Here is a 19272-nt window from a genome sequence, read left to right on the forward strand (position 1 = left end):
CAGGCAAAAGCATGGCTGATGCCCGCAGCCGCAAGGCCGCTTGAAAGGCCAAATCAGCCCGCCTAACTTGCGCGCCAAAACGAGGAAACACGATGGCTCACGAAACCGCAACGCTCGCCGCCTATGTCTTCAATCTGAACTACCAGGATATTCCGGCCGAGGTGCTGGAGCGGGCCAAGGTCCTGACGCTGGACTTCCTCGGCAGCGCGATCCGGGCACGGCGCGAGGCGGAATCGACCCCGTCGATGCTGAAGATGCTGGAGGCGCTGGCGCTCGACACCAGGGGCGAATCCACCGTGTTCGGCGATAGCAAGACCTGGACGCCGGCGGTCGCAGCGCTCCTCAACGGCGCGCTCGGCCATTCCCTCGACTTCGACGACACCCACGCCGATTCCTCGCTGCATCCGAGCGCGCCGGTGGTTCCGGCCGCCTTCGCCGTCGGCGAGATGGTCGGCGCCTCCGGGCGCGACGTGCTGACCGCCATCGTCGCCGGCTATGAGGTCTGCTGCCGGCTCGGCAATGCGCTCGACCCGACCTCGCATTACGCGCGCGGCTTCCACCCGACCGCGACCGCCGGCACCTATGGCGCGGCCGCGGCCGCGGGCAAGCTGTTCGGCCTCAGCGAGAAGCAGCTGATCGCCGCGTTCGGCGTCTCCGGCAGCCAGGCCGCGGGCTCGCTGCAATTCCTGGTCAACGGCGCCTGGAACAAGCGCTACCAGGTCGGTGCCGCCGCGATGAACGGGGTGATCGCCGCGACACTGGCGCGCAACGATTTCGTCGGCGCAACGGAATCGGTCGAGGGCAAGCACGGCCTCCTCGCCGGCTACACCGACGATGCGCATCCCGACAAGGCCGTCGCCGAGCTCGGCAAGACCTATGAGACCATGAAGATCGGCGTGAAGCCCTATCCGAGCTGCCGCTACACCCATGCCGCGATCGACGCACTGATCGCGATGCGGCGCGAGCACAATCTGACGCCGGACCAGGTCAAGCGCGTCGAGATCGGCCTTCACCGCAACGGCATCACGCTGACCGGCGACGCCGCCACCAAGCGGCACCCGCGCTCGATCGTCGGCGGCCAGTTCTCGATGTTCTTCACCGGCGCGCTCGCGCTCGACCAGGGTTCATTCGGCTGGGACGATTACAACCGTCTCGGCGACGCCGCGATCGACGCGCTCGCCGACAAGTTCGACGTGGTGCAGGACGACCGGCTCGAGATCGGCCGCACCCATCCATTCGGCGCCCGTGTCAGCATCACCACGGATAACGGCGTGCATGAGCGGCTTTATGCCGATCCCTCGGGCGAGCCGACCTCCTTCCCGGACACGCAGGCGATGCAGCAGAAATTCCTGACGCTGGCCCGCCCCGTGCTGAACGCGCGCGCCGAAAAATTCGCCGACGCGATCATGACGCTGGAGCGGTTCGACCGCGTGGCGCGGGCGACGGAATTGGGGAGATAGGATTGGCCCGCGCCGTTTGCTTACCCTCCCCTGGAGGGGGAGGGTCGCTACGCATGTAGCAAAGCGGAATGCGTAGCGGGGTGGGGTGACAGTCTCTCTTCGAAGAAAAGTGCTCGTGGGGAGAGATCACCCCACCCCGCTCGCGCTGCGCGCGATCGACCCTCCCCCTCCAGGGGAGGGTAAGAGACGGATCAATCCACCCCCGCCAGCTTCCCCTTCTCGCGCGTCGCCGCCACGACATCGCGCACGAGATCGAACACGCCGTCCGCCTCTGGCGGTGCGTTCGGCGAGCGTCCCATCCGGACGATCACCAGCTTCTCCGACGGGATCACGATGGTGTATTGCCCGATCGTGCCCTTGGCGAAGAAGGCATCGCGCGGCCAGCCGTGCGTGACGCGAAAATTCGCGCCAAAGCTGTCGCCCTGGTTGGTCCAGAAGCCGGCGCCGATGCCGACCCATGCATTCGGCGTGGCCGTCGCCGAATAACTCACCCACCCTTCCGGCAAGATGCGTCTGCCGCCGGCGACGCCGTCATTGAGATAGAGCTGGCCGAAGCGCGCCCAATCGCGCGCGGAGGCGAGCATCTCGCTCGACCCCTCGATCGTGCCCGAGCCATCGAGCTGAAGGACGACATGACGCATGCCGAGCGGAGCGAACAATTCGCGGCGCGCAAAGCGTAGCGCGTCTTCCGGCGTGCCGCCGGCCGCATCGCGGATCAAATGCGACAGGATGAGCATGTTGCCGTCGTGATAATTCCACGCCGTGCCGGGGGCGGTCTCGAGCGGGACGCTCTCGGCATAGGCCGCCATGTCCGATTCCATGAACTTCATCCGGTTGACCGGCTCGAAGGCGGAGCCGAGCGACGCCTGTAACGAGCTGCCGAGCGCAAGCCCCGCGGCGTGGCGCAGCAGCTGATCGACGGTGATGGCATGGCGGGGATCGCTGGGATCGTTCCAGGCAGCGACCGGCGCGGGTCCGTCGAGCTTCAGCTTGCCCTGGCGCACCAGAATGCCGGTCATCGCCGAGATGACGGATTTCGTCATGGAGAAGCCGAGCAACGGCGTCTGCGGTCCAATGCCGTCCGCATAGCGCTCCGCGATGATGCGGCCCTGCTTCATCACGACCACCGCGCGGGTGCGCCGATAAGGCGGCTGCGCAGGCTCGGTGAAGGCGCGCTCGAGCGCGGCGGCGAGCGAGGGGCTTTGCGGCGCCACGATTCCGGGGCCGGCGATCTCGGGCAGCAGCGCGGGCTGCTTGTCGGTCGGGGGCGGCTCGATAGCGGCAAGTCCCACGCCATGGTCGAGCGAGCAGCCGAGCCCCTCGCGATAGACGGCATGGCTGCGGCCGATGCCGAACAGCGTCACCGTGACGTCCTTGCGCGCATGGTCGACCCGATAGTCCATCGCCCAGGTGATCAGGCTCGTTCCGGGCATGGCATCAGTGGTCTCGGCAAAGTTGCGTTTGACGTCGAGGCCGGACACGAACGTCTCCGAGCAGAGGATATCGGCCACGAAGCCGGTGGCGACCTTCGGGACGTCGCGGGCCCGGGCGGCGCCGAGCGCGAGGCCGGCAGCGGCAATGGTGATGGTGAGGAGGACGAGCTTGCGGCGGCGGGTCACGGGCTTTCTCCGGCTGGGGCTGTGCCGGGAGGAAGCCGGAGCGGGCGAAGAAGCGCTCGCCGGATTTGGAAAACGGCCTGGCTGAAATTAAGCGCGGCTCGCCGAATCCGGAATGCCGCTGCGATTACAGAAGCTTACAAACTACGCCGCATTCACCTTCAGCCGGCGGTACTCGGTCGGCGTCACGCCGGTCACCGCCTTGAAGGCGCGATTGAACGGTCCCAGCGACTGGAAGCCGGCGTCCATGGCGATGGTGACGACAGGGACCTCGGCCTGGGCGGGATCGGCAAGCGCGGCCTTGGCCTCCTCGATGCGATGGTTGTTCAGGAACACATTGAAGTTGCGGTAGCCGAGGCGCTGGTTGATCAGCCGGCGCAGCCGGTACTCTGGAATCTTCAGCCGGCCCGCCAGCACGCCGATGGTGATGTTCTCCTGGCGGTAGATCCGCTCGTCGGCCATCAGCCGCATCAGCGCGTCGATGAGTTTCTGGTCGGCGGATTCCTCGACCGCCGCAGGCTGCGTCAGAATTGTCGGCGCCGCAACCGCGGCCGGAAACAGATCGGCGCCATCGACGCGCATCATCGCATAGGCGATGATCGCGACGACGCAGGCGAGCGCGCCGGCATTGATGGTGTTGGCGACCTCGCCGGCACTGCCGCCGATCGCGATCTGGAGCAGCGCGTTCAGCCCGCCATAGAGCGCCGCAGCGCAGACGATGAAAACGCGAACGCGCCGCCGCCGCTCCACCAGGTCGGCCGGCCACGAGGCGATCGTCTGCCCGATCGCAAGCGCGATGAAGCCGAGCACGATCAGATTGACTGTTGTCACGGAGAACCGCGCATGGCCGCCTGGTGCAATCCAGACGCAGCCCGCGAAGCTGAAGCCCGCGACCGCTGCCCAGGTCAATCCGTGCCACCAGCGCAGGCGAAATTCGTCGTCGAACAGCGCACGCGTGAACAGCCAGAACACGACGATGTTGCCAGTCGACAATGCAATCAGCGGCGCGTGCCAGCCCGCGGCCAGCGAAGCGACGCCGATGGAATAGCTCGCCGCATGCGCCGCCGAGCCCAGCGCGAACGCCGCGCCCAGGCGGGCTGCCAGCACGTTGCGGAAGTCGGAGATAAGCGAGGCCGCGAGCACAAGCAGCAGCGCAACGCTGGCGGCGCGAAAGGCAAGCTCGGTTGCGGCAAGGGTCATCGGCTGGGTCGAACGGTCGCAGTTGAAGGCAGCCGAACATCGTCCGTCAGGCTCGCATTTTCAAGGACCATCCGCATGCCAGGGTTAGCGGACCTTTGTCGCGACGGCGATGCGAAATCCTGCTACCATCGCGCCCAATAAAGTCCAAAAGGAGCCTACCCATGAGCTGGCAGCCCTCCAACGATCCCGTGCTCGGCGATCCCATGTCCTGCGATGCGCTCGATCTCGTCATCGTGCCGCGGACGCGCGACCTCGGTGATGGATTCGCGGTGCGGCGCGCGCTGCCGCATGGCAAGCGGCAGATGGTCGGGCCCTTCATCTTCTTCGATCATTTCGGCCCCGTTCAGTTCGTCTCCGGCAAGGGCATGGACGTGCGCCCGCATCCGCATATCGGGCTTGCCACCGTCACCTATCTGTTCGACGGCGCGATCATGCATCGTGACAGCGAGGGCAATGTCCAGGAGATCGCTCCGGGCGCGATGAATCTGATGACGGCGGGGCGCGGCATCGCGCATTCCGAGCGCACGCCGGACGCGCAGCGCGCCTCGGGCCAGCAGATGCTGGGCCTGCAGAGCTGGATCGCGCTGCCGGCCGGATCGGAAGAGATCGCACCGTCGTTCCAGCACTACGCGGCGGGCGATCTGCCGATGATCTCCGAGCGCGACTTCACCGCGCGCGTGATCGCGGGCTCCGCCTTCGGCATCACCTCGCCGGTGTCGATGGTCTCGCCCTGGTTCTACACCGAGGTCACGGCGACGGCCGGCGCGAGCGTGCCGCTCGATCCCGATCACGAGGAGCGCGCGATCTATGTCGTCGACGGTGAGGTCGAGATCGCCAACGAACGCTATGAGGGCCCGCGGCTGCTGATCTTCCGGCCCGGCGACCGTATTACCGTGAAGGCGCTGAAGGCGACGCGGATGATGTTTCTCGGCGGCGATGCGCTGGAAGGTCCGCGCCACATCTGGTGGAATTTCGTCTCCTCCAGCAAGGAGCGGATCGAGCAGGCCAAGCAGGACTGGAAAACCGGTCGCTTCGCGGCAGTTCCGCAGGAACATGAGTTCATTCCGCTGCCGGAATAGGCTAATCCGGTGTCCGGCCGAGACGCGGCCGGATGTCCTGTTGCGAAGGCTTTGCCGATGACCACCATGCTCTCCAGCGACCTGCCTCTGTCCAAGATCGGACGCGGCAAGGTGCGCGATATCTATGCCGTCGACGACGACCGCCTGCTGCTCGTCACCACCGACCGCATCAGCGCCTTCGACGTCGTGATGGGCGAAACCATCCCGATGAAGGGCGCGGTGCTGACGCAGATCAGCGCGTTCTGGTTTGGCGAGCTCGAAGGCGTGGTGCCGCATCACATGATCAGCGCCGACACCGACGAGATCATCGCCGCCGTGCCGGCGTTGAAACCGCACCGCGCCGAGATTCTGGGCCGCGCCATGCTGTGCAAGCGCACCACCGTGTTCCCGATCGAGTGCGTGATCCGCGGCTATCTCTCGGGCTCGGCCTGGAAGGAATACGCCGCCAGCGGCACCCTTGCGGGCGAGAAGCTGAAGGCAGGCCTCGTCGAGAGCGAGAAGCTGGAGCCGGCGATCTTCAGCCCGGCCACCAAGGCCGAGACCGGCCATGACGAGAACATCACCATCGCGAAGATGCGCACAGTGGTCGGCGACGAGGTCGCCTACACGCTCGAGAGCATGACGCGCGCGATCTACACGCTCGGCGAGGAGCTGGCGCGCGAGCAGGGCATCATCATCGCCGACACTAAGTTCGAGTTCGGCCGCGACAAGGACGGCCGCATCATCCTGATCGACGAGGTGATGACGCCGGATTCCTCGCGCTTCTGGGCAGTCGATGCCTACAAGCCCGGCCAGCCGCAGGCGAGCTTCGACAAGCAGCCCTTGCGCGACTATCTCGACGTCGAGCGCCGCGCCGGCCGCTGGAACGGCGACGCTCCGCCGCCCCCACTGCCGGCGAGCGTGGTGGACGCGACCAGCAAGCGGTATCTCGAGGCGTATCGGCGGGTGACCGGAACTGAGCTGAAGATTTAAGCCGGCTGTTGCCACAAGCTCCGTCATTGCGAGGAGCTCTTGCGGCGAAGCATGACGTGAAGAGATCCGTGCTCCTCTTCGTCCTGGACAAGCGTAGCGAAACGGAGCGCTGATCCAGGACGAAGGTGAAGGCGACGGCTTCGATTCTCCTCCATATGATTGACCATTCATCCGCCGTGAACGGAATCCCTTGCCGGACGACAGTCAAACCCGCCAGATATTTCGTGGCGACAAGATTCCTGTTGCGCTAAGCCTGTCATCATCTCAAACAGAATTTTTTCACGGGCGAGCGTCAGGACGTGACCGACCCAGCGATTACCCTCAGTCCGGCCCCGCGGCTCAAGCCAGTCCTCAAGCGTGCACTGAACGACGTATTGGGTGGCAGCGCCGCCAGCGTCCTGACCGTCACCTTCGGGCTGTCCTACGCGCTGCTGATCTTCGCGGGCCCGCTGTCGCCCTATCTGTCCTACGGGATCGCGGCGACCTTCATCAGCTCCGCGGTGCTTGCCGCCGTCGTGGCGCTCGGCAGCTCCCTGCCCTTCGCGGTGGCCGCCCCCGACAGCTCGACGGCGGCCGTGACGGGAATTCTTGCGGCTTCGGTGCTCGAGCGGATCGAGGCGGCCAACCCGTCGATGCCGCTGCTTTCACCGATCCTGATCACGCTCGGCCTATCGACGGTGCTGACCGGATTGGTGCTATGTGGCTTGGGCCTGACGCGGATGGGCCGCGCCATCCGCTACGTGCCCTATCCCGTGGTTGGCGGCTTCCTCGGTGCCACCGGACTTCTGATCGTCATGGGTGCAATCCGGGTCATCACCGATCATCCGGCCGCAACGTTGCTGCGCTTCGCCAACGGCACCACATTGCTGGAGCTAGGTGCCGCCTGCGTCATGGCGCTGGTGCTGTATCTGACCTGGCATCGCTCGCGCAGCCCGTTCGGACTGCCGATCATCCTGATCGGCGGCGTGCTCACGGCGCATCTGGCATTCTGGGCCGCGGGCATCTCGCTCGGCGAGGCCCGCGCTCTCGGCTGGACGTTTCAGCCGCCGCCCCAGGCTGCCTTCATGATGCCCTGGCACACTGACGACCTCGTCCACTATCCCTGGTTCGCCGTGCCCGACCTGCTCGGCAATCTCGTCGCCGTCATCTTCGTCACCGCGTCGAGCACGCTGTTCAACACCACCGGGATCGAAGTCGCCCTGCATCGCGAAGCCAATCTGGAACGCGAGCTGAACGTCACCGGCGCCGCCAACATGCTGACCGGCGCGCTCGGCGGCTATGCCGGCTGCATCTCGATCAGCCGCTCGGTCCTCAACTTCAGCAGCGGCGGCCGCGGCCGCCTGTCCGGCCTCACCGTCGCGGCGCTGTCGCTGCTGATGCTTGCGATCGCGCCGCAGCTGCTCGGCTTCATCCCGAAATTCGTGCTCGGCGGCCTGCTGCTCTATCTCGGCGCCGACCAGCTGCACAAATGGATCATCGAATCGCGCAAGCGGCTTTCGAAGCTCGAATATCTTTCGCTGGTCGCCATCATCGCGATCATCGTGGCTTGGGGCTTCGTGCCGGGCATCCTGATCGGCGTGATCATCGGCTGCGCCACGTTTGCGTTCAGCGCCGCAAGGGTCGAATCGATCAAGTACAGTTTCAACGGCTCGGAATACCGCTCCTCGCTTGACCGCTCGCGCGACGACCAGGACGTGCTGCTGGCCCATGGCGGCAAGATCCAGGGGCTGAACCTGCAGAGCTATCTGTTCTTCGGCTCCGCCAACCGGCTCTACCAGCACGTCAAGCTGCTGCTGCGGGAGCGCCCCGAGTGCCGCTATCTGCTGTTCGACTTCAAGCTCGTCACCGGGGTGGATTCGTCCGCTGCCTACAGCTTCGCCCAGATCAAGCGCAGCGCAGCCGACCTCGGCGTCGAGCTGATCCTGGTGCATCTGTCGGCCTCGGCCGAGAAGGTGCTGCGTGCCAGCGACTTCATCGGCCAGGGCGTCACGCTCATTCCCGAACTCGATCACGCGCTGGAATGGTGCGAGAACGCGATCATCTCGCAGCATCAGGACCTGGCGCAGGAGGAAGCCTCCTTACGCGACTGGTTCGCGCGCATCCTCGGCAGTGAGGAGGATGCCGACGAACTGATCCGCCGCTGCCAGCGCATCGAGGTCGGGGCCGGCGAGATCATCGTGAATGCCGGAGACCCCGCCGATTCCATGCACTTCATCCTGGACGGCCGCGTCGGCATTATGGTGCCCGCCGACGACGGCCGCACCACGCGCGTGCGGAGCCTCGGCCGCTACACCACGATCGGCGAGATGGGCCTGGTGTCGCGCACGCCGCGGAGCGCGACGATCCAGGCCGAGATCGACAGCGTGCTCTACGTGCTCAACACGCATCAGTTCGACGCGATCAAGTCCGAAGACCCCGGACTCAGCCACAAGCTGCTGACCTATTTCGTGTCGGTGATGGCCGAGCGGCTGACATTTGCGAACCGAACCATCGCGGTGCTGCGGCGGTAGCAAAAGATGTCGCTCGCACCGTATGACGACGCCTGGGCGGGAGGCACTCACGGCATGATTGGCTTTTGCGCCTGGACGACACGCGCCGAGCGATCTCAAGCCTCGATCGCCTGATCCGCATCGAGCGCGAGCAGGAGCTCGGCAACCCGGTTGGCGGACGCCGTCCATTCCGCGAGCTTGGCATAATTGTCGGTGAACCAGTTGAAGGCGGTCTGGACGACGACGAACGCCGCCGACGCCTGAACGACCTCGCCCAGCGTCATGGTGGCGTCGAGATATTTGGGCAGGCACAGCAGCAGGCCGACCACCGGCGTCACCAGAAGGCCCGTATAGGTGACCAGCGTCATTCGCATCAATTGCCAGCAGTAGATTCGCCAGATGGCGATCACGGCTTTCAAGGCGGCGCCGACGGCATGGCGGTCGTTGCTGCCGGTCTCCTGCACCGCCTTGCCTTCGCGGGCCTCGCGTACATGCGTTCCGATCGCCCGTAGTTCGGCTTCCATGCGCTTGTTTTCCTCGATGACCCGGGTCAGGCGGCCGGCTGTCAGCCAGATGCCGATCACCAGCAGCGCGGAATAGGCGATCACCGCGAGCACGAGGTAACCGGGAATCGCAAAGGCGATGCCGTCGAGTGCGATCGTCAGGCTGCCACCGACCGACCATAGCACCCCGGCAAAGGTTGCAATCGTGAGCACCGACTGCAGCAGGCCGGTGACCAGATCGATCGGGAGGTCCGTGGCGACCTTGGCATCTTCAGCGATGCGATATTCCGGCGCCTCGTGATGTCCCTCGATGGAGCTCCGCCCCGGAGGACGATCATCCGCCAGCCAGTCGCCATAGAGGCGGGTGCTCAACCACTCGCGCCAGGAGCGCTGCAGCGTCATGCGCGCCCACACCGAGAACACGGCCAAGGCGATGCTCGCCGCCGCCAGTGGCAAAAACCGAAGTGCCTGAGACAGCAGCTCCGCCTGATCTTTTCGGCCAACGGCGTTGAAGAAATCCCGATTCCAGAAATTCAGCCCGTACTGGGTCAGGAGCTGCAGGATGACGTTGACGATCAGCGCGACCACCAGGAGCCACGCCGTCCATGCGGTTGGTCCGCGCCAGTAGCCGGAGGCGCTCTGCCAGAATCGGCCCAGAAGCTGCTTTTCACCCGGAACGAAAGAAATCCTCGTCAGCATTCGCAAGCCGCAACCTTGCGCGCGCGCCACCCTGTGATGCCGCTCGCGTCAAGCTATGCTGTCCCGCCCGAGGCCTCTTGATCTGCGTCAAGCGACGGCGGCGGCTATACTCCCGCCATCATCACGTATTTGATCTCGACATACTCTTCCATGCCGTGACGCGAACCTTCGCGCCCCAGGCCACTTTCCTTCACGCCGCCGAACGGCGCGACCTCGGTGGTGATGAGGCCGGTGTTGACGCCGACCATGCCCGACTCCAGAGCTTCGGCGACGCGCCAGACGCGGCCGAGATCGCGAGAATAGAAATAGGACGCCAGGCCGAACGGCGAGGCGTTGCACATCGCGATGACATCGGCCTCATCCTTGAAGCGGATCACCGGCGCGAGCGGGCCGAAGGTTTCCTCCTGCGACACCAGCGAGTCCGCCTTGACGTCGGCGAGAACGGTCGGCTCGAAGAAGGAGCGGCCGAGCTCGCTGCGCTTGCCGCCGGTCACGACCTTGGCGCCGCGCTTCACCGCGTCGGCGATGTGGCGCTCGACCTTGTCGACGGCCTTCATGTTGATCAGCGGGCCCTGCGTGACGCCGTTCTCGGTGCCGTCGCCGAGCTTCATCGCCGCGACCTTGTTCGACAGCTTCTGCACGAACTCGTCGTAGATCTTGTCCTGGGCGTAGATGCGATTGGCGCAGACGCAGGTCTGGCCCATGTTGCGATATTTCGAGACGATCGCGCCTTCGACCGCGGCGTCGATGTCGGCGTCGTCGAACACGATGAACGGCGCGTTGCCGCCGAGCTCGAGGCCGAGCCGCTTCACGCCGACGGAGGCCTGCTGGTAGAGGATCTTGCCGACCGCGGTCGAGCCGGTGAAGCCGACGAAGCGCACCGCCGGATGCTCGCACAGCACCTTGCCGATCGGCGGCGCATCACCGGTGATGATGTTGAGCACGCCCTTCGGGATGCCAGCCTTCTCGGCGAGCACGGCGAGCGCCAGCGCCGACAGCGGCGTCTCGTTGGCGGGCTTGAGCACCACGGTGCAGCCGGCCGCAAGCGCCGGCGAGACTTTGCGCGTGATCATCGAGTTCGGGAAGTTCCACGGCGTGATCGCGCCGCAGACGCCGATCGGCTGCTTGATCGCGAGCAGGCGCGCATCGGGCCGCTGCGTCGGAATGGTCTCGCCATAGACGCGCCTCGCCTCCTCGGCGAAGAACTCGATATAGGCCGCGCCGATGTCGACCTCGCCAAGCGCTTCCGACAGCGGCTTGCCCTGCTCGGAGGTGAGGATCAGCGCGAGATCCTCGCGGTTGGCAATGATCAGCTCGAACCATTTGCGCAGGATGTTGGAGCGTTGCTTGGCGGTGTGCTTGGCCCAGCCCGGAAAGGCGCGCTGCGCGGCTTCAACCGCCCGGGTCGTGTCGTCCGCCCCGAGTTGCGGGATCTTTGCAAGCTCGACACCCGTTGCGGGATTGTTCACGGCAAAGACCGGCGTGCCGACCCAGGCGCCGTCGATGTAGCAGGCCTCCTTCAGGAGCGAAGGGTCCTTCAGCCGGTCGCGCAGGGTGGCGGTGGCTTGCGGGGCGCGTGCAGCGGCGGTCGGGGTCATGGCGTCTCTCCCTGGGGCGATCGGATTGGCCCGGAATATAGGGGCAAGCGGCGCCCGATGCACCGCCCTGCAACGCACACCTGCTGATAGCTAAAGTTAGAGCGACCGATGCTCCACCTCTCTCTATGGGAGAGGTGGAGCATCAACATTGCGGATACGATCAGGCCGCGCCGCTCATATATGTCTCGCGCCGGCCGATCATGCGTTCGGCGGCGGCCTTGGCATCGGCCTTCGAGGAGGTCGCGCAGGTCCGGTATTCGAGATCGGGCACGTCGGACGCGTTGCGGCGGCCGAACCAGGATTTCGAGCCGACCGGCAGCAGCGCCAGCGACTGCGCCAGGTTGTCGACCGCGCCGAAGGAATAGAGTGCGCCGGTCCCGGCGATGCGCACCTCGTAGATCCCTGGCGAAATCGGCGCCTCCAGGTTCTCGCCCCGTCCGGGACGGGGATAGCGCTTCCATTCGCTCCAGGTCGAAATCATCTAAGGTCCCCTCGCGGCCGGCAGCCGCCGCCAATTTGCATCAAGTCTGAACGTCAGCGGCCGATTGGCCGCGTGCTGAAACGCCGCAACGCACGAAATGTTTCAAGTGCTTCAAACAGGTGAAACATACCGCCGGAGCCCATCCACGGTCACCGCTGGCTGCGGCCATCCACCGCAGATTGTGACGGAGTGTTGCCGGTCAGCCGACCTGTCGTCCTGCCTGGGGCACGGACCGTCAAGTCACGACATCGCGACCAGCGCAGGAGTTGAGACGCTTGCCGCTCGCGACCTGCGGGAGGACAATCGATCACTTCCAACAATAATCAAACCGGAGGAAACGCCATGCAAAGCCAAGCCGAGATCGACGAGATTCTGCGCCAGAAGAGCGAGGCCAGGGAGATTCCCGGTGTCGTCGCCATCGCTGCCAGCGGTAACGACGTGCTGTACCAGGGCGCGTTCGGCAAGCGCGACCTGTCCAAGCCCGACGCGATGACGGCCGATAGCGTGTTCTGGATCGCCTCGATGACGAAGGCGGTGACGACGGCCGGCGCGATGCAGCTTGTCGAGCAGGGCAGGCTGTTGCTGGATGCGCCGATCGGCGAGCTGTTGCCCGATCTCGCCAATCCGCAGGTGCTCGAAGGATTCGATGCCAATGGCGAGGCGAAGCTGCGGCCAGCGAAGCGACCGATCACGCTGCGCCAGCTCATGACCCACACCGCGGGCTTCTGCTACAATATGTGGAACGGTGATCTCGCGGTCTATCTGGACAAGCACGGCATTCCCGCGATCACCACCTGCCAGAACGCGGCGTTGAAGACGCCGATCATGTCCGACCCCGGCACGCGCTGGGAATACGGCACCAATATCGATTTCGTCGGCAAGGCCGTGGAGGCCGCCAGCGGCAAGCGGCTCGACGCCTATCTGCGCGACAATCTGTTCAACCCGCTCGGCATGAGCGACACGGCGTTCAAGATCACCGACAGCATGCGCAGGCGCCTCGTCGGCATGCATGCGCGCGGCGAGGACGGTCAGCTCGCATCGATTCCGTTCGAGCTCGAGCAGGAGCCCGAATTCCACATGGGCGGCGGCGGCCTCTATTCCAGCGCGGCCGACTACATCAAGTTCACGCAGATGATTCTGAACAAGGGCCGCGGCAACGGAAACCAGGTGCTGAAGGCGGAGACGGTCGCGACGATGGGGCAGAACCACATCGGCGATCTTGCCATGGGCAAAATGACGACATCGGCGCCGATGTACACCAACGACGTCGATCTCTATCCGGAGCAGGTGAAGAAGTGGGGCCTCAGCTTCATGATCAACACCGCCAAGACGGCCGAAGGCCGCAGCGCCGGCAGCCTCGCCTGGGCGGGCCTTGCCAACACCTATTACTGGATTGATCCCTCGCGCGACGTCACCGGCGTCATTCTGATGCAGCTGCTGCCGTTCGCCGACGCAAAGTGCCTGGAGGCGTTCGCAGGATTCGAGCGCGGCGTGTATGCCGGACTCGATGCGGGGAGCGGGCAGAAGGCGGCGTGAGGGGGCAGGTAGCTCTCGCCATGCGTCATGGCCGGGCCTGTCCCGGCCATCCACGGCTCACAGCACGGCACGTCGTACGTGCCCGGGACAAGCCCGGGCATGACGACCGTGAGTGAGACGCGCACCTGCATCAACATCGTCATTGCGAGCGCAGCGAAGCAATCCAGTCTGTCTCCGCGGAGGGATTCTGGATTGCTTTGCGGAGCCTGTCGTCGGGCCGCGCTTCGCGAGGACCCGTTGGCTCGCAATGACGGGGATAGAGCCTCGCCCTACCCGGTCAGCCCGCGCTGGCCGGCCAGCTCCTTCAGCGACACCAGCGGCCGCGCGCCGATGTGCTGGATCACTTCGGCGGCGGCGAGTGCACCGAGCTCGCCGCACTGCTTGTACGCAAGATTGCGCGCCAGACCATACAGGAAGCCTGCGGCGAAGAGGTCGCCGGCACCGGTGGTGTCGACCACCTTGTCGACCGGGAATGCCGGGGCAGCAACGGCATCTTCCACCGACACCACCATGCAGCCCTTCTCGCTGCGGGTGACCACGCCGAGATTGGCGTCGTTGCGCAGCTGCTTCAGCGCGGTGTCGAAGTCCGAGGTCATGTACAGCGAATGCAGCTCGGACTCGTTGGCGAACACGATGTCGACGGTGCCGCTGCGCATCAAGGACAGAAACTCGTCGCGATAGCGATCGACGCAGAACGAATCCGACAGCGTCAGCGCCACCTTGCGCTTGGCGTCATGGGCGATCTTGGCCGCCTTGACGAAGGCGTCCTTGGCGTTCTTGGGGTCCCAGAGATAGCCTTCGAGATAGACGATGCCGGCGCTCGCGATCTCGGCCGGGTCGATATCGGCGGGCGACAGATCCTGCGCCGCGCCGAGATAGGTGTTCATGGTGCGCTCGCCGTCGTCGGTGACCAGGATGTAGGAGCACCCGGTGGCGGGACCGTCCTTCGCGGCGGGCGTGTTGAAGGCGACGCCGGAGGCCCGGATGTCGTGGACGTAGAGCTTGCCGATCTGGTCGTCCTTGACCTTGCCGACATAGGCGGCACGCGCGCCCAGGCTGCCGATGCCGACGATGGTGTTGGCCGCCGAGCCGCCCGAAACTTCGGTGGCCGGCCCCATGTCCTTGTAAATGGCCGCCGCCCGGGCCTCGTCGATCAGGGACATGCTGCCCTTGGTCATGCCGTGCTTGGCCAAAAAGGCCTCGTCGGTCCTGACCAGCACGTCGAACAGCGCGTTGCCGATGCCGAGAACGTCATATTTCACGTCAGCCATTCACCTTGATCCTGTCTGGCGGATTGCGGACCCTGCGAGAATCCGCTTCCTGTCGGCCTGAAATCCGGCTCGCGGCCTATCACGACCGGGCCCGCACGAGCAAGCAACGGTATTATAAGCGCCGATGATCCGCTCCTTCCTGACCGTCTCGACGGGAACATTGGCCTCGCGCCTGTTGGGCTTTGCCCGCGATTCCCTGATCGCGGCGCTGCTCGGCACCGGCGCCGTGGCGGACGCTTTTCTGGCGGCCTTCCAACTCGTCAACGTGGTGCGCCGCCTGCTCAGCGAGGGCGCGCTCAATGCGGCGCTGATCCCGGCCTGGCTGCACAGCCGGGACCGCGCCGGCGAGCAGGTCGCGGCGGCATTCGCCGGACGCGTGCTCGGAACCGTCAGCGCGGCGCTGATCGCGATCTCGCTCCTGATCGCGCTGTCGATGCCGTTGATCATCGCGGTCGTCGCGCCGGGATTCCTCGGCAGCGGCACGCTCGATCTTGCGGTTCAGAACGCGCGGTTGATGCTGCCTTACCTCGCCTTCGCCGGACCGGTCACGGTGCTGATGGGCCTGCTGAACGCGCAAGGACGCTTCGCTCTCACCGCCTTCTCGCCGCTGCTGTTCAACATCGCGCTGATCGCCGCGATCGCGGCGCTGCTCGTCGTTCATGCAGATGCGGCCTTCGCCGCCTGGCTGCTGGCGGCCACCGTCGGCATCGCCGGGCTGCTACAGCTCGTGATGCTGCTCTCGCAGCGAAGTGCGCGCCTCGCGACGCCGCTGCGCATCAGCTTCGACAAGGAGATGCGCGGCTTCTTCGCCAGGGCGATTCCCGGCATGATCGCAAGCTCCGGGCCGCAATGGCTGATGGTAGCCGGCGCGGTCATCGCATCGGCGACGCCGTCCGCTGTGTCCTGGCTCTATTTCGCCAATCGGCTGATCGAGCTGCCGCTCGGCATCGTCGGCGTCGCCATGGGCACCGTGCTGGTGCCGGAGCTGACCCGCGCCGTCGCCAGCTCCGACCGCGAGGCAGTGGCGCATGCCGAATCGCGCGCGCTGGAGCTGGCGGCCGGGCTGGCGCTGCCGGCCACGCTCGGCTTGATGGTGCTGGCCGAGCCGATCGTGCGCCTGCTGTTCGAGCACGGCGCGTTCGGCGCCGATGACAGCGTGGCCACGGCGCACGCGCTGATGTGGCTGGCGCTGGGCCTGCCCGCCCACGTGCTGATCAAGGCCCTGTCGCCGGCCTTCTATGCGCGGAGCGACACGATGACGCCGCTTCGCGCCACCGCCAAGGGTTTTGCGGTCGCCATCGTGCTTGCGGTCCTACTCGGCCATTTTTTCGGCGCGAGCGGGATCGCGGCGAGCATCGCGGCCGGCGCCTGGAGCAGCGCGCTCTCGCTGCTCCGAAAGGGCGCGGCCGCGTTCGGCTTCTCGATCGATGCCGGCGCCCGCACGCGATTGCCGCGGATCGTGCTGGCTGCAATTGCCATGGGCGCGCTGCTCTGGCTGACCACGGGCCTGGTGCCGGTCGGGAGCCCTGGGCTGATCCGCTTCATCGTGCTGGGGCTGCAGATCGGCGCCGGCATCGCCGTCTACGGTCTGCTGCTGCAAATCCTCGGTGTCGCCTCCTGGCGTGAGGCGGTTAACGCATTGAAACGGCCCGCACGTTAGCGCGCTCGCGCGGAGGCTCTTCACCCCTCCCATCGGGAGAGGTGGAATTACCCTTGACGGGGCAGCGCTGCTGTTGGAAACGACGCCGGCTACCCCTTAGGAAAGCTTGCCATGCCATTCGTTGAACGGGTCTTTTCGGGCGTCCAGCCGACGGGCAATCTGCACCTCGGCAATTATCTCGGCGCCATCGTCAACTTCGTGAAGATGCAGGAAACCCACAACTGCATCTATTGCGTCGTCGACATGCACGCGATCACGCAGGGTGTCGACGTCTGGGGCGGTCCGGCCGAGCTCACGCGCAATACGCGCGAGGTCACCGCTGCGTTCATCGCCGCCGGCATCGACCCCAAGAAGCACATCGTGTTCAACCAGAGCCAGGTCTCCGGCCATGCCGAGCTCGCCTGGATCTTCAACTGCGTCGCGCGCATGGGCTGGCTCGGCCGCATGACCCAGTTCAAGGAAAAGGCCGGCAAGGACCGCGAGAATGCCTCCGTCGGCCTATTCGACTATCCCGTGCTGATGGCCGCCGACATTCTGCTGTACCGGGCCACCCACGTTCCGGTCGGCGAGGACCAGAAGCAGCATCTCGAGCTCTCGCGTGACATCGCGCAGAAGTTCAACAACGACTTCGGCGAGTCCATCCGTGCCCAAGGCAACAATGACGGGCTGTTCTTCCCGCTGCCGGAGCCCCTGATCACCGGCCCGGCGACGCGCGTGATGAGCTTGCGCGACGGCACCAAGAAGATGTCGAAGTCGGACGCCTCCGACAATTCGCGCATCAACCTCACCGACGACGCCGACACCATCGCGCAGAAGATCCGCAAGGCGAAGACCGATCCGGAGCCGCTGCCGACCGAGGAAAAGGGCCTCGAAGCGCGTCCCGAGGCCGACAATCTCGTCGGCATCTTCGCCGCGCTCTCCGGCCGCTCCAAGGCGAACGTGCTGCGTGAGTTCGGAGGCGGCCAGTTCTCCAGCTTCAAGAACGCGCTGGCGGAGCTGTGCGTCACCAAGCTCGCGCCGATCGCGGGCGAGATGAAGCGCCTCGTCGCCGATCCCGGCCATATCGACGCGATCCTGATCGACGGCTCCGACCGGGCCCGCGCCCTCGCCGAGGAGACGATGAAGCTGTCCAAGGACATCGTCGGCTTCATTCGCCGGCGCTGAAGACGGTCGGCGCCCCGAGCGCCGACCGCTTCTCCTCTCCCCAATTTTGCGGGAGTGTGGCAGCATGCCGGTCGTGCACAATCCGGGACATGCATGACTAGCAAGCGACTTTGCTACGAGCCGGGTCACAAGCCCAAATGCCTCGTCATCGTCGATGACACCGCCGAATGGGACCGCGCGGTCTACTATGCCAGCCGCTGGGCGATCCGCGCCGGCGGCGGCGTGGTGATGCTGCGCATCATCGAGCCTGAGCGGCAGAGCCAGGAATGGCTGGGGGTCGCCGACATCATGCGCGCCGAGGCGCAGGAAGCGGCGGAAGCCGCGCTCGACCGCGCCGCCGGCCGCGCCAACGGCATCGCCGCGATCACGCCGGAGCGGGTGATCCGCGAGGGCGAGCCGATGGAGCAGTTGCTCGCCGTGATCGACGCGGACCCCGACATCGCCATGCTGGTGCTCGCGGCCAATCCCGGCGCGGAAGGGCCGGGGCCGCTGGTTGTCCTGCTCGCCCACGCGGTCGGAACCTTCCCGATCCCCGTGACGATCATCTCGGGCGCGCTGAGCGACCAGAGCGTGGATTCGCTGTCGTAGCCGCTCTTACCCTCCCCTGGAGGGGGGCGGCTCATGTTGAGCGAAGCGAGAACATGAGACGGGGTGGGGTGACGGTCTCTCCGCATCGGACGCTGCCCGTGGGGAGAGATCACCCCACTCCGCTCGCGCTTCGCGCGATCGACCCTCCCCCTCCAGGGCGGGTAGGCGAAGCTCAACCCTCTGATTCTTATGAACTAATATCCCGCCTCCCCTTGACCGTGCGTTCGCCGTCGCCATCTGCTAGGGATTGGAGCACGCGCCGGCCTTGAACCGGCGACGTCTGGAGAAAACCATGTTCATTCAAACCGAAGCCACCCCCAATCCCGCCACGCTGAAGTTCATTCCCGGCCGCGTCGTGGTCGACGGCAGCCCGATGGAATTTTCGAGCCGCGAAGCGGCCGCGCGCTCGCCGCTCGCTGAAAAGCTGTTCGAGGTGCCCGGCGTCACCGGCGTGTTCTACGGATCGGACTTCATCACCGTGACCAAGGCGAGCGGTGAATGGCAGCAGCTCAAGCCCGCGATCCTCGGTGCCATCATGGAGCACTACATGTCCGGCGCGCCTCTGCTCGCCGGCGGCGAGGCTCAGGCCGATGACGATCTCGACGACGAGGACGAGTTCTTCGACGAGGCCGACGCCGAAACGGTCGACATGATCAAGGACCTGATCGAGACCCGCGTGCGGCCGGCAGTCGCCAATGACGGCGGCGACATCACCTTCCGCGGCTTCAAGGACGGCATCGTCTATCTCAACATGAAGGGCGCCTGCTCCGGCTGCCCCTCGTCGACCGCGACGCTGCAGCACGGTATCCAGAATCTGCTCAAGCATTTCGTGCCGGACGTGGTCGAAGTCCGGCCGATGTGACGACGAAGTCGTCATTCCGGGATGGTGCGTCAGCACCAGACCCGGAATCTCGAGATCCGGGTTCGGTCCTACGGGCCGCCCCGGAATGACGGTT

15 protein-coding genes are annotated in these 19272 nt (G+C 65.7%); 9 read left to right on the plus strand and 6 right to left on the minus strand.

Annotated features, from left to right (window positions below):
* Positions 1–92 precede the first annotated feature (92 nt).
* On the plus strand, positions 93–1460 hold the full coding sequence (locus P6U31_RS00075; RefSeq protein ID WP_407186295.1) for an MmgE/PrpD family protein: 1368 nt from the start codon (positions 93–95) through the stop codon (positions 1458–1460).
* A 191-nt stretch (positions 1461–1651) separates the two neighbouring features.
* Here the strand turns inward: P6U31_RS00075 and P6U31_RS00080 are convergent, their stop codons facing one another.
* Both P6U31_RS00080 and P6U31_RS00085 read right to left on the minus strand, forming a co-directional pair.
* A complete protein-coding gene (locus P6U31_RS00080) occupies positions 1652–3079 on the minus strand; it encodes a serine hydrolase domain-containing protein (RefSeq protein ID WP_407186296.1) in 1428 nt (475 codons plus the stop codon).
* Between the two features lie 141 nt (positions 3080–3220).
* Positions 3221–4276 carry a helix-turn-helix domain-containing protein gene (locus P6U31_RS00085; RefSeq protein ID WP_407186297.1) on the minus strand — a complete coding sequence of 352 codons (1056 nt, stop codon included), beginning with the start codon at positions 4274–4276 and terminating at the stop codon, positions 3221–3223.
* Positions 4277–4437: 161 nt separating this feature from the next.
* On the opposite strand from P6U31_RS00085, the gene P6U31_RS00090 reads away from it, so the two are divergent.
* The 3 genes from P6U31_RS00090 to P6U31_RS00100 all read left to right on the plus strand — a co-directional run bounded on the left by P6U31_RS00090 (position 4438) and on the right by P6U31_RS00100 (position 8837).
* Entirely contained in the window at positions 4438–5355 is a 918-nt protein-coding gene (locus tag P6U31_RS00090) for a pirin family protein (protein ID WP_407186298.1), read from the plus strand.
* A gap of 57 nt (positions 5356–5412) precedes the next feature.
* A complete protein-coding gene (locus tag P6U31_RS00095; RefSeq protein ID WP_407186299.1) occupies positions 5413–6327 on the plus strand; it encodes a phosphoribosylaminoimidazolesuccinocarboxamide synthase in 915 nt (304 codons plus the stop codon).
* Positions 6328–6626: 299 nt separating this feature from the next.
* The gene (locus P6U31_RS00100) at positions 6627–8837 is read left to right on the plus strand and encodes a SulP family inorganic anion transporter (protein ID WP_407186300.1); all 2211 of its coding nucleotides are present in this window, start codon (positions 6627–6629) and stop codon (positions 8835–8837) included.
* A gap of 95 nt (positions 8838–8932) precedes the next feature.
* On the opposite strand, the gene P6U31_RS00105 is transcribed toward P6U31_RS00100, so the two are convergent.
* The 3 genes from P6U31_RS00105 to P6U31_RS00115 all read right to left on the minus strand — a co-directional run bounded on the left by P6U31_RS00105 (position 8933) and on the right by P6U31_RS00115 (position 12097).
* Positions 8933–10018 carry an SbmA/BacA-like family transporter gene (locus P6U31_RS00105; protein WP_407186301.1) on the minus strand — a complete coding sequence of 362 codons (1086 nt, stop codon included), beginning with the start codon at positions 10016–10018 and terminating at the stop codon, positions 8933–8935.
* Between the two features lie 104 nt (positions 10019–10122).
* A complete protein-coding gene (locus tag P6U31_RS00110) occupies positions 10123–11616 on the minus strand; it encodes an NAD-dependent succinate-semialdehyde dehydrogenase (protein WP_407186302.1) in 1494 nt (497 codons plus the stop codon).
* A 160-nt stretch (positions 11617–11776) separates the two neighbouring features.
* Positions 11777–12097: a hypothetical protein gene (locus P6U31_RS00115; RefSeq protein ID WP_100178576.1), complete on the minus strand. Its 321-nt coding sequence runs from the start codon at positions 12095–12097 to the stop codon at positions 11777–11779.
* A 342-nt stretch (positions 12098–12439) separates the two neighbouring features.
* Here P6U31_RS00115 and P6U31_RS00120 point away from each other — a divergent pair, with 342 nt between their 5' ends.
* Positions 12440–13633: a serine hydrolase domain-containing protein gene (locus P6U31_RS00120; protein WP_407186303.1), complete on the plus strand. Its 1194-nt coding sequence runs from the start codon at positions 12440–12442 to the stop codon at positions 13631–13633.
* Positions 13634–13902: 269 nt separating this feature from the next.
* On the opposite strand, the gene P6U31_RS00125 is transcribed toward P6U31_RS00120, so the two are convergent.
* Entirely contained in the window at positions 13903–14904 is a 1002-nt protein-coding gene (locus tag P6U31_RS00125; RefSeq protein WP_407186304.1) for an adenosine kinase, read from the minus strand.
* A 124-nt stretch (positions 14905–15028) separates the two neighbouring features.
* Between P6U31_RS00125 and murJ the strand changes: the two genes are divergently transcribed.
* The 4 genes from murJ (at position 15029) to P6U31_RS00145 (ending at position 19178) form a co-directional block, all read left to right on the plus strand.
* Positions 15029–16564, plus strand: coding sequence for a murein biosynthesis integral membrane protein MurJ (gene murJ, locus P6U31_RS00130; protein ID WP_407186305.1), 1536 nt, complete (start codon positions 15029–15031; stop codon positions 16562–16564).
* 111 nt (positions 16565–16675) lie between these two features.
* On the plus strand, positions 16676–17728 hold the full coding sequence (trpS, locus tag P6U31_RS00135) for a tryptophan--tRNA ligase (RefSeq protein WP_407186306.1): 1053 nt from the start codon (positions 16676–16678) through the stop codon (positions 17726–17728).
* Positions 17729–17821: 93 nt separating this feature from the next.
* Complete coding sequence (locus tag P6U31_RS00140) at positions 17822–18316, plus strand: universal stress protein (RefSeq protein ID WP_407186307.1); 495 nt, start codon at positions 17822–17824, stop codon at positions 18314–18316.
* A gap of 292 nt (positions 18317–18608) precedes the next feature.
* Positions 18609–19178, plus strand: a complete 570-nt coding sequence (locus P6U31_RS00145) for a NifU family protein (RefSeq protein WP_407186308.1) — start codon at positions 18609–18611, stop codon at positions 19176–19178.
* Positions 19179–19272: the final 94 nt, after the last annotated feature.

Source organism: Bradyrhizobium centrosematis (assembly GCF_045571495.1).
In the GTDB taxonomy this organism is placed as follows: Bacteria; Pseudomonadota; Alphaproteobacteria; order Rhizobiales; family Xanthobacteraceae; genus Bradyrhizobium; species Bradyrhizobium centrosematis.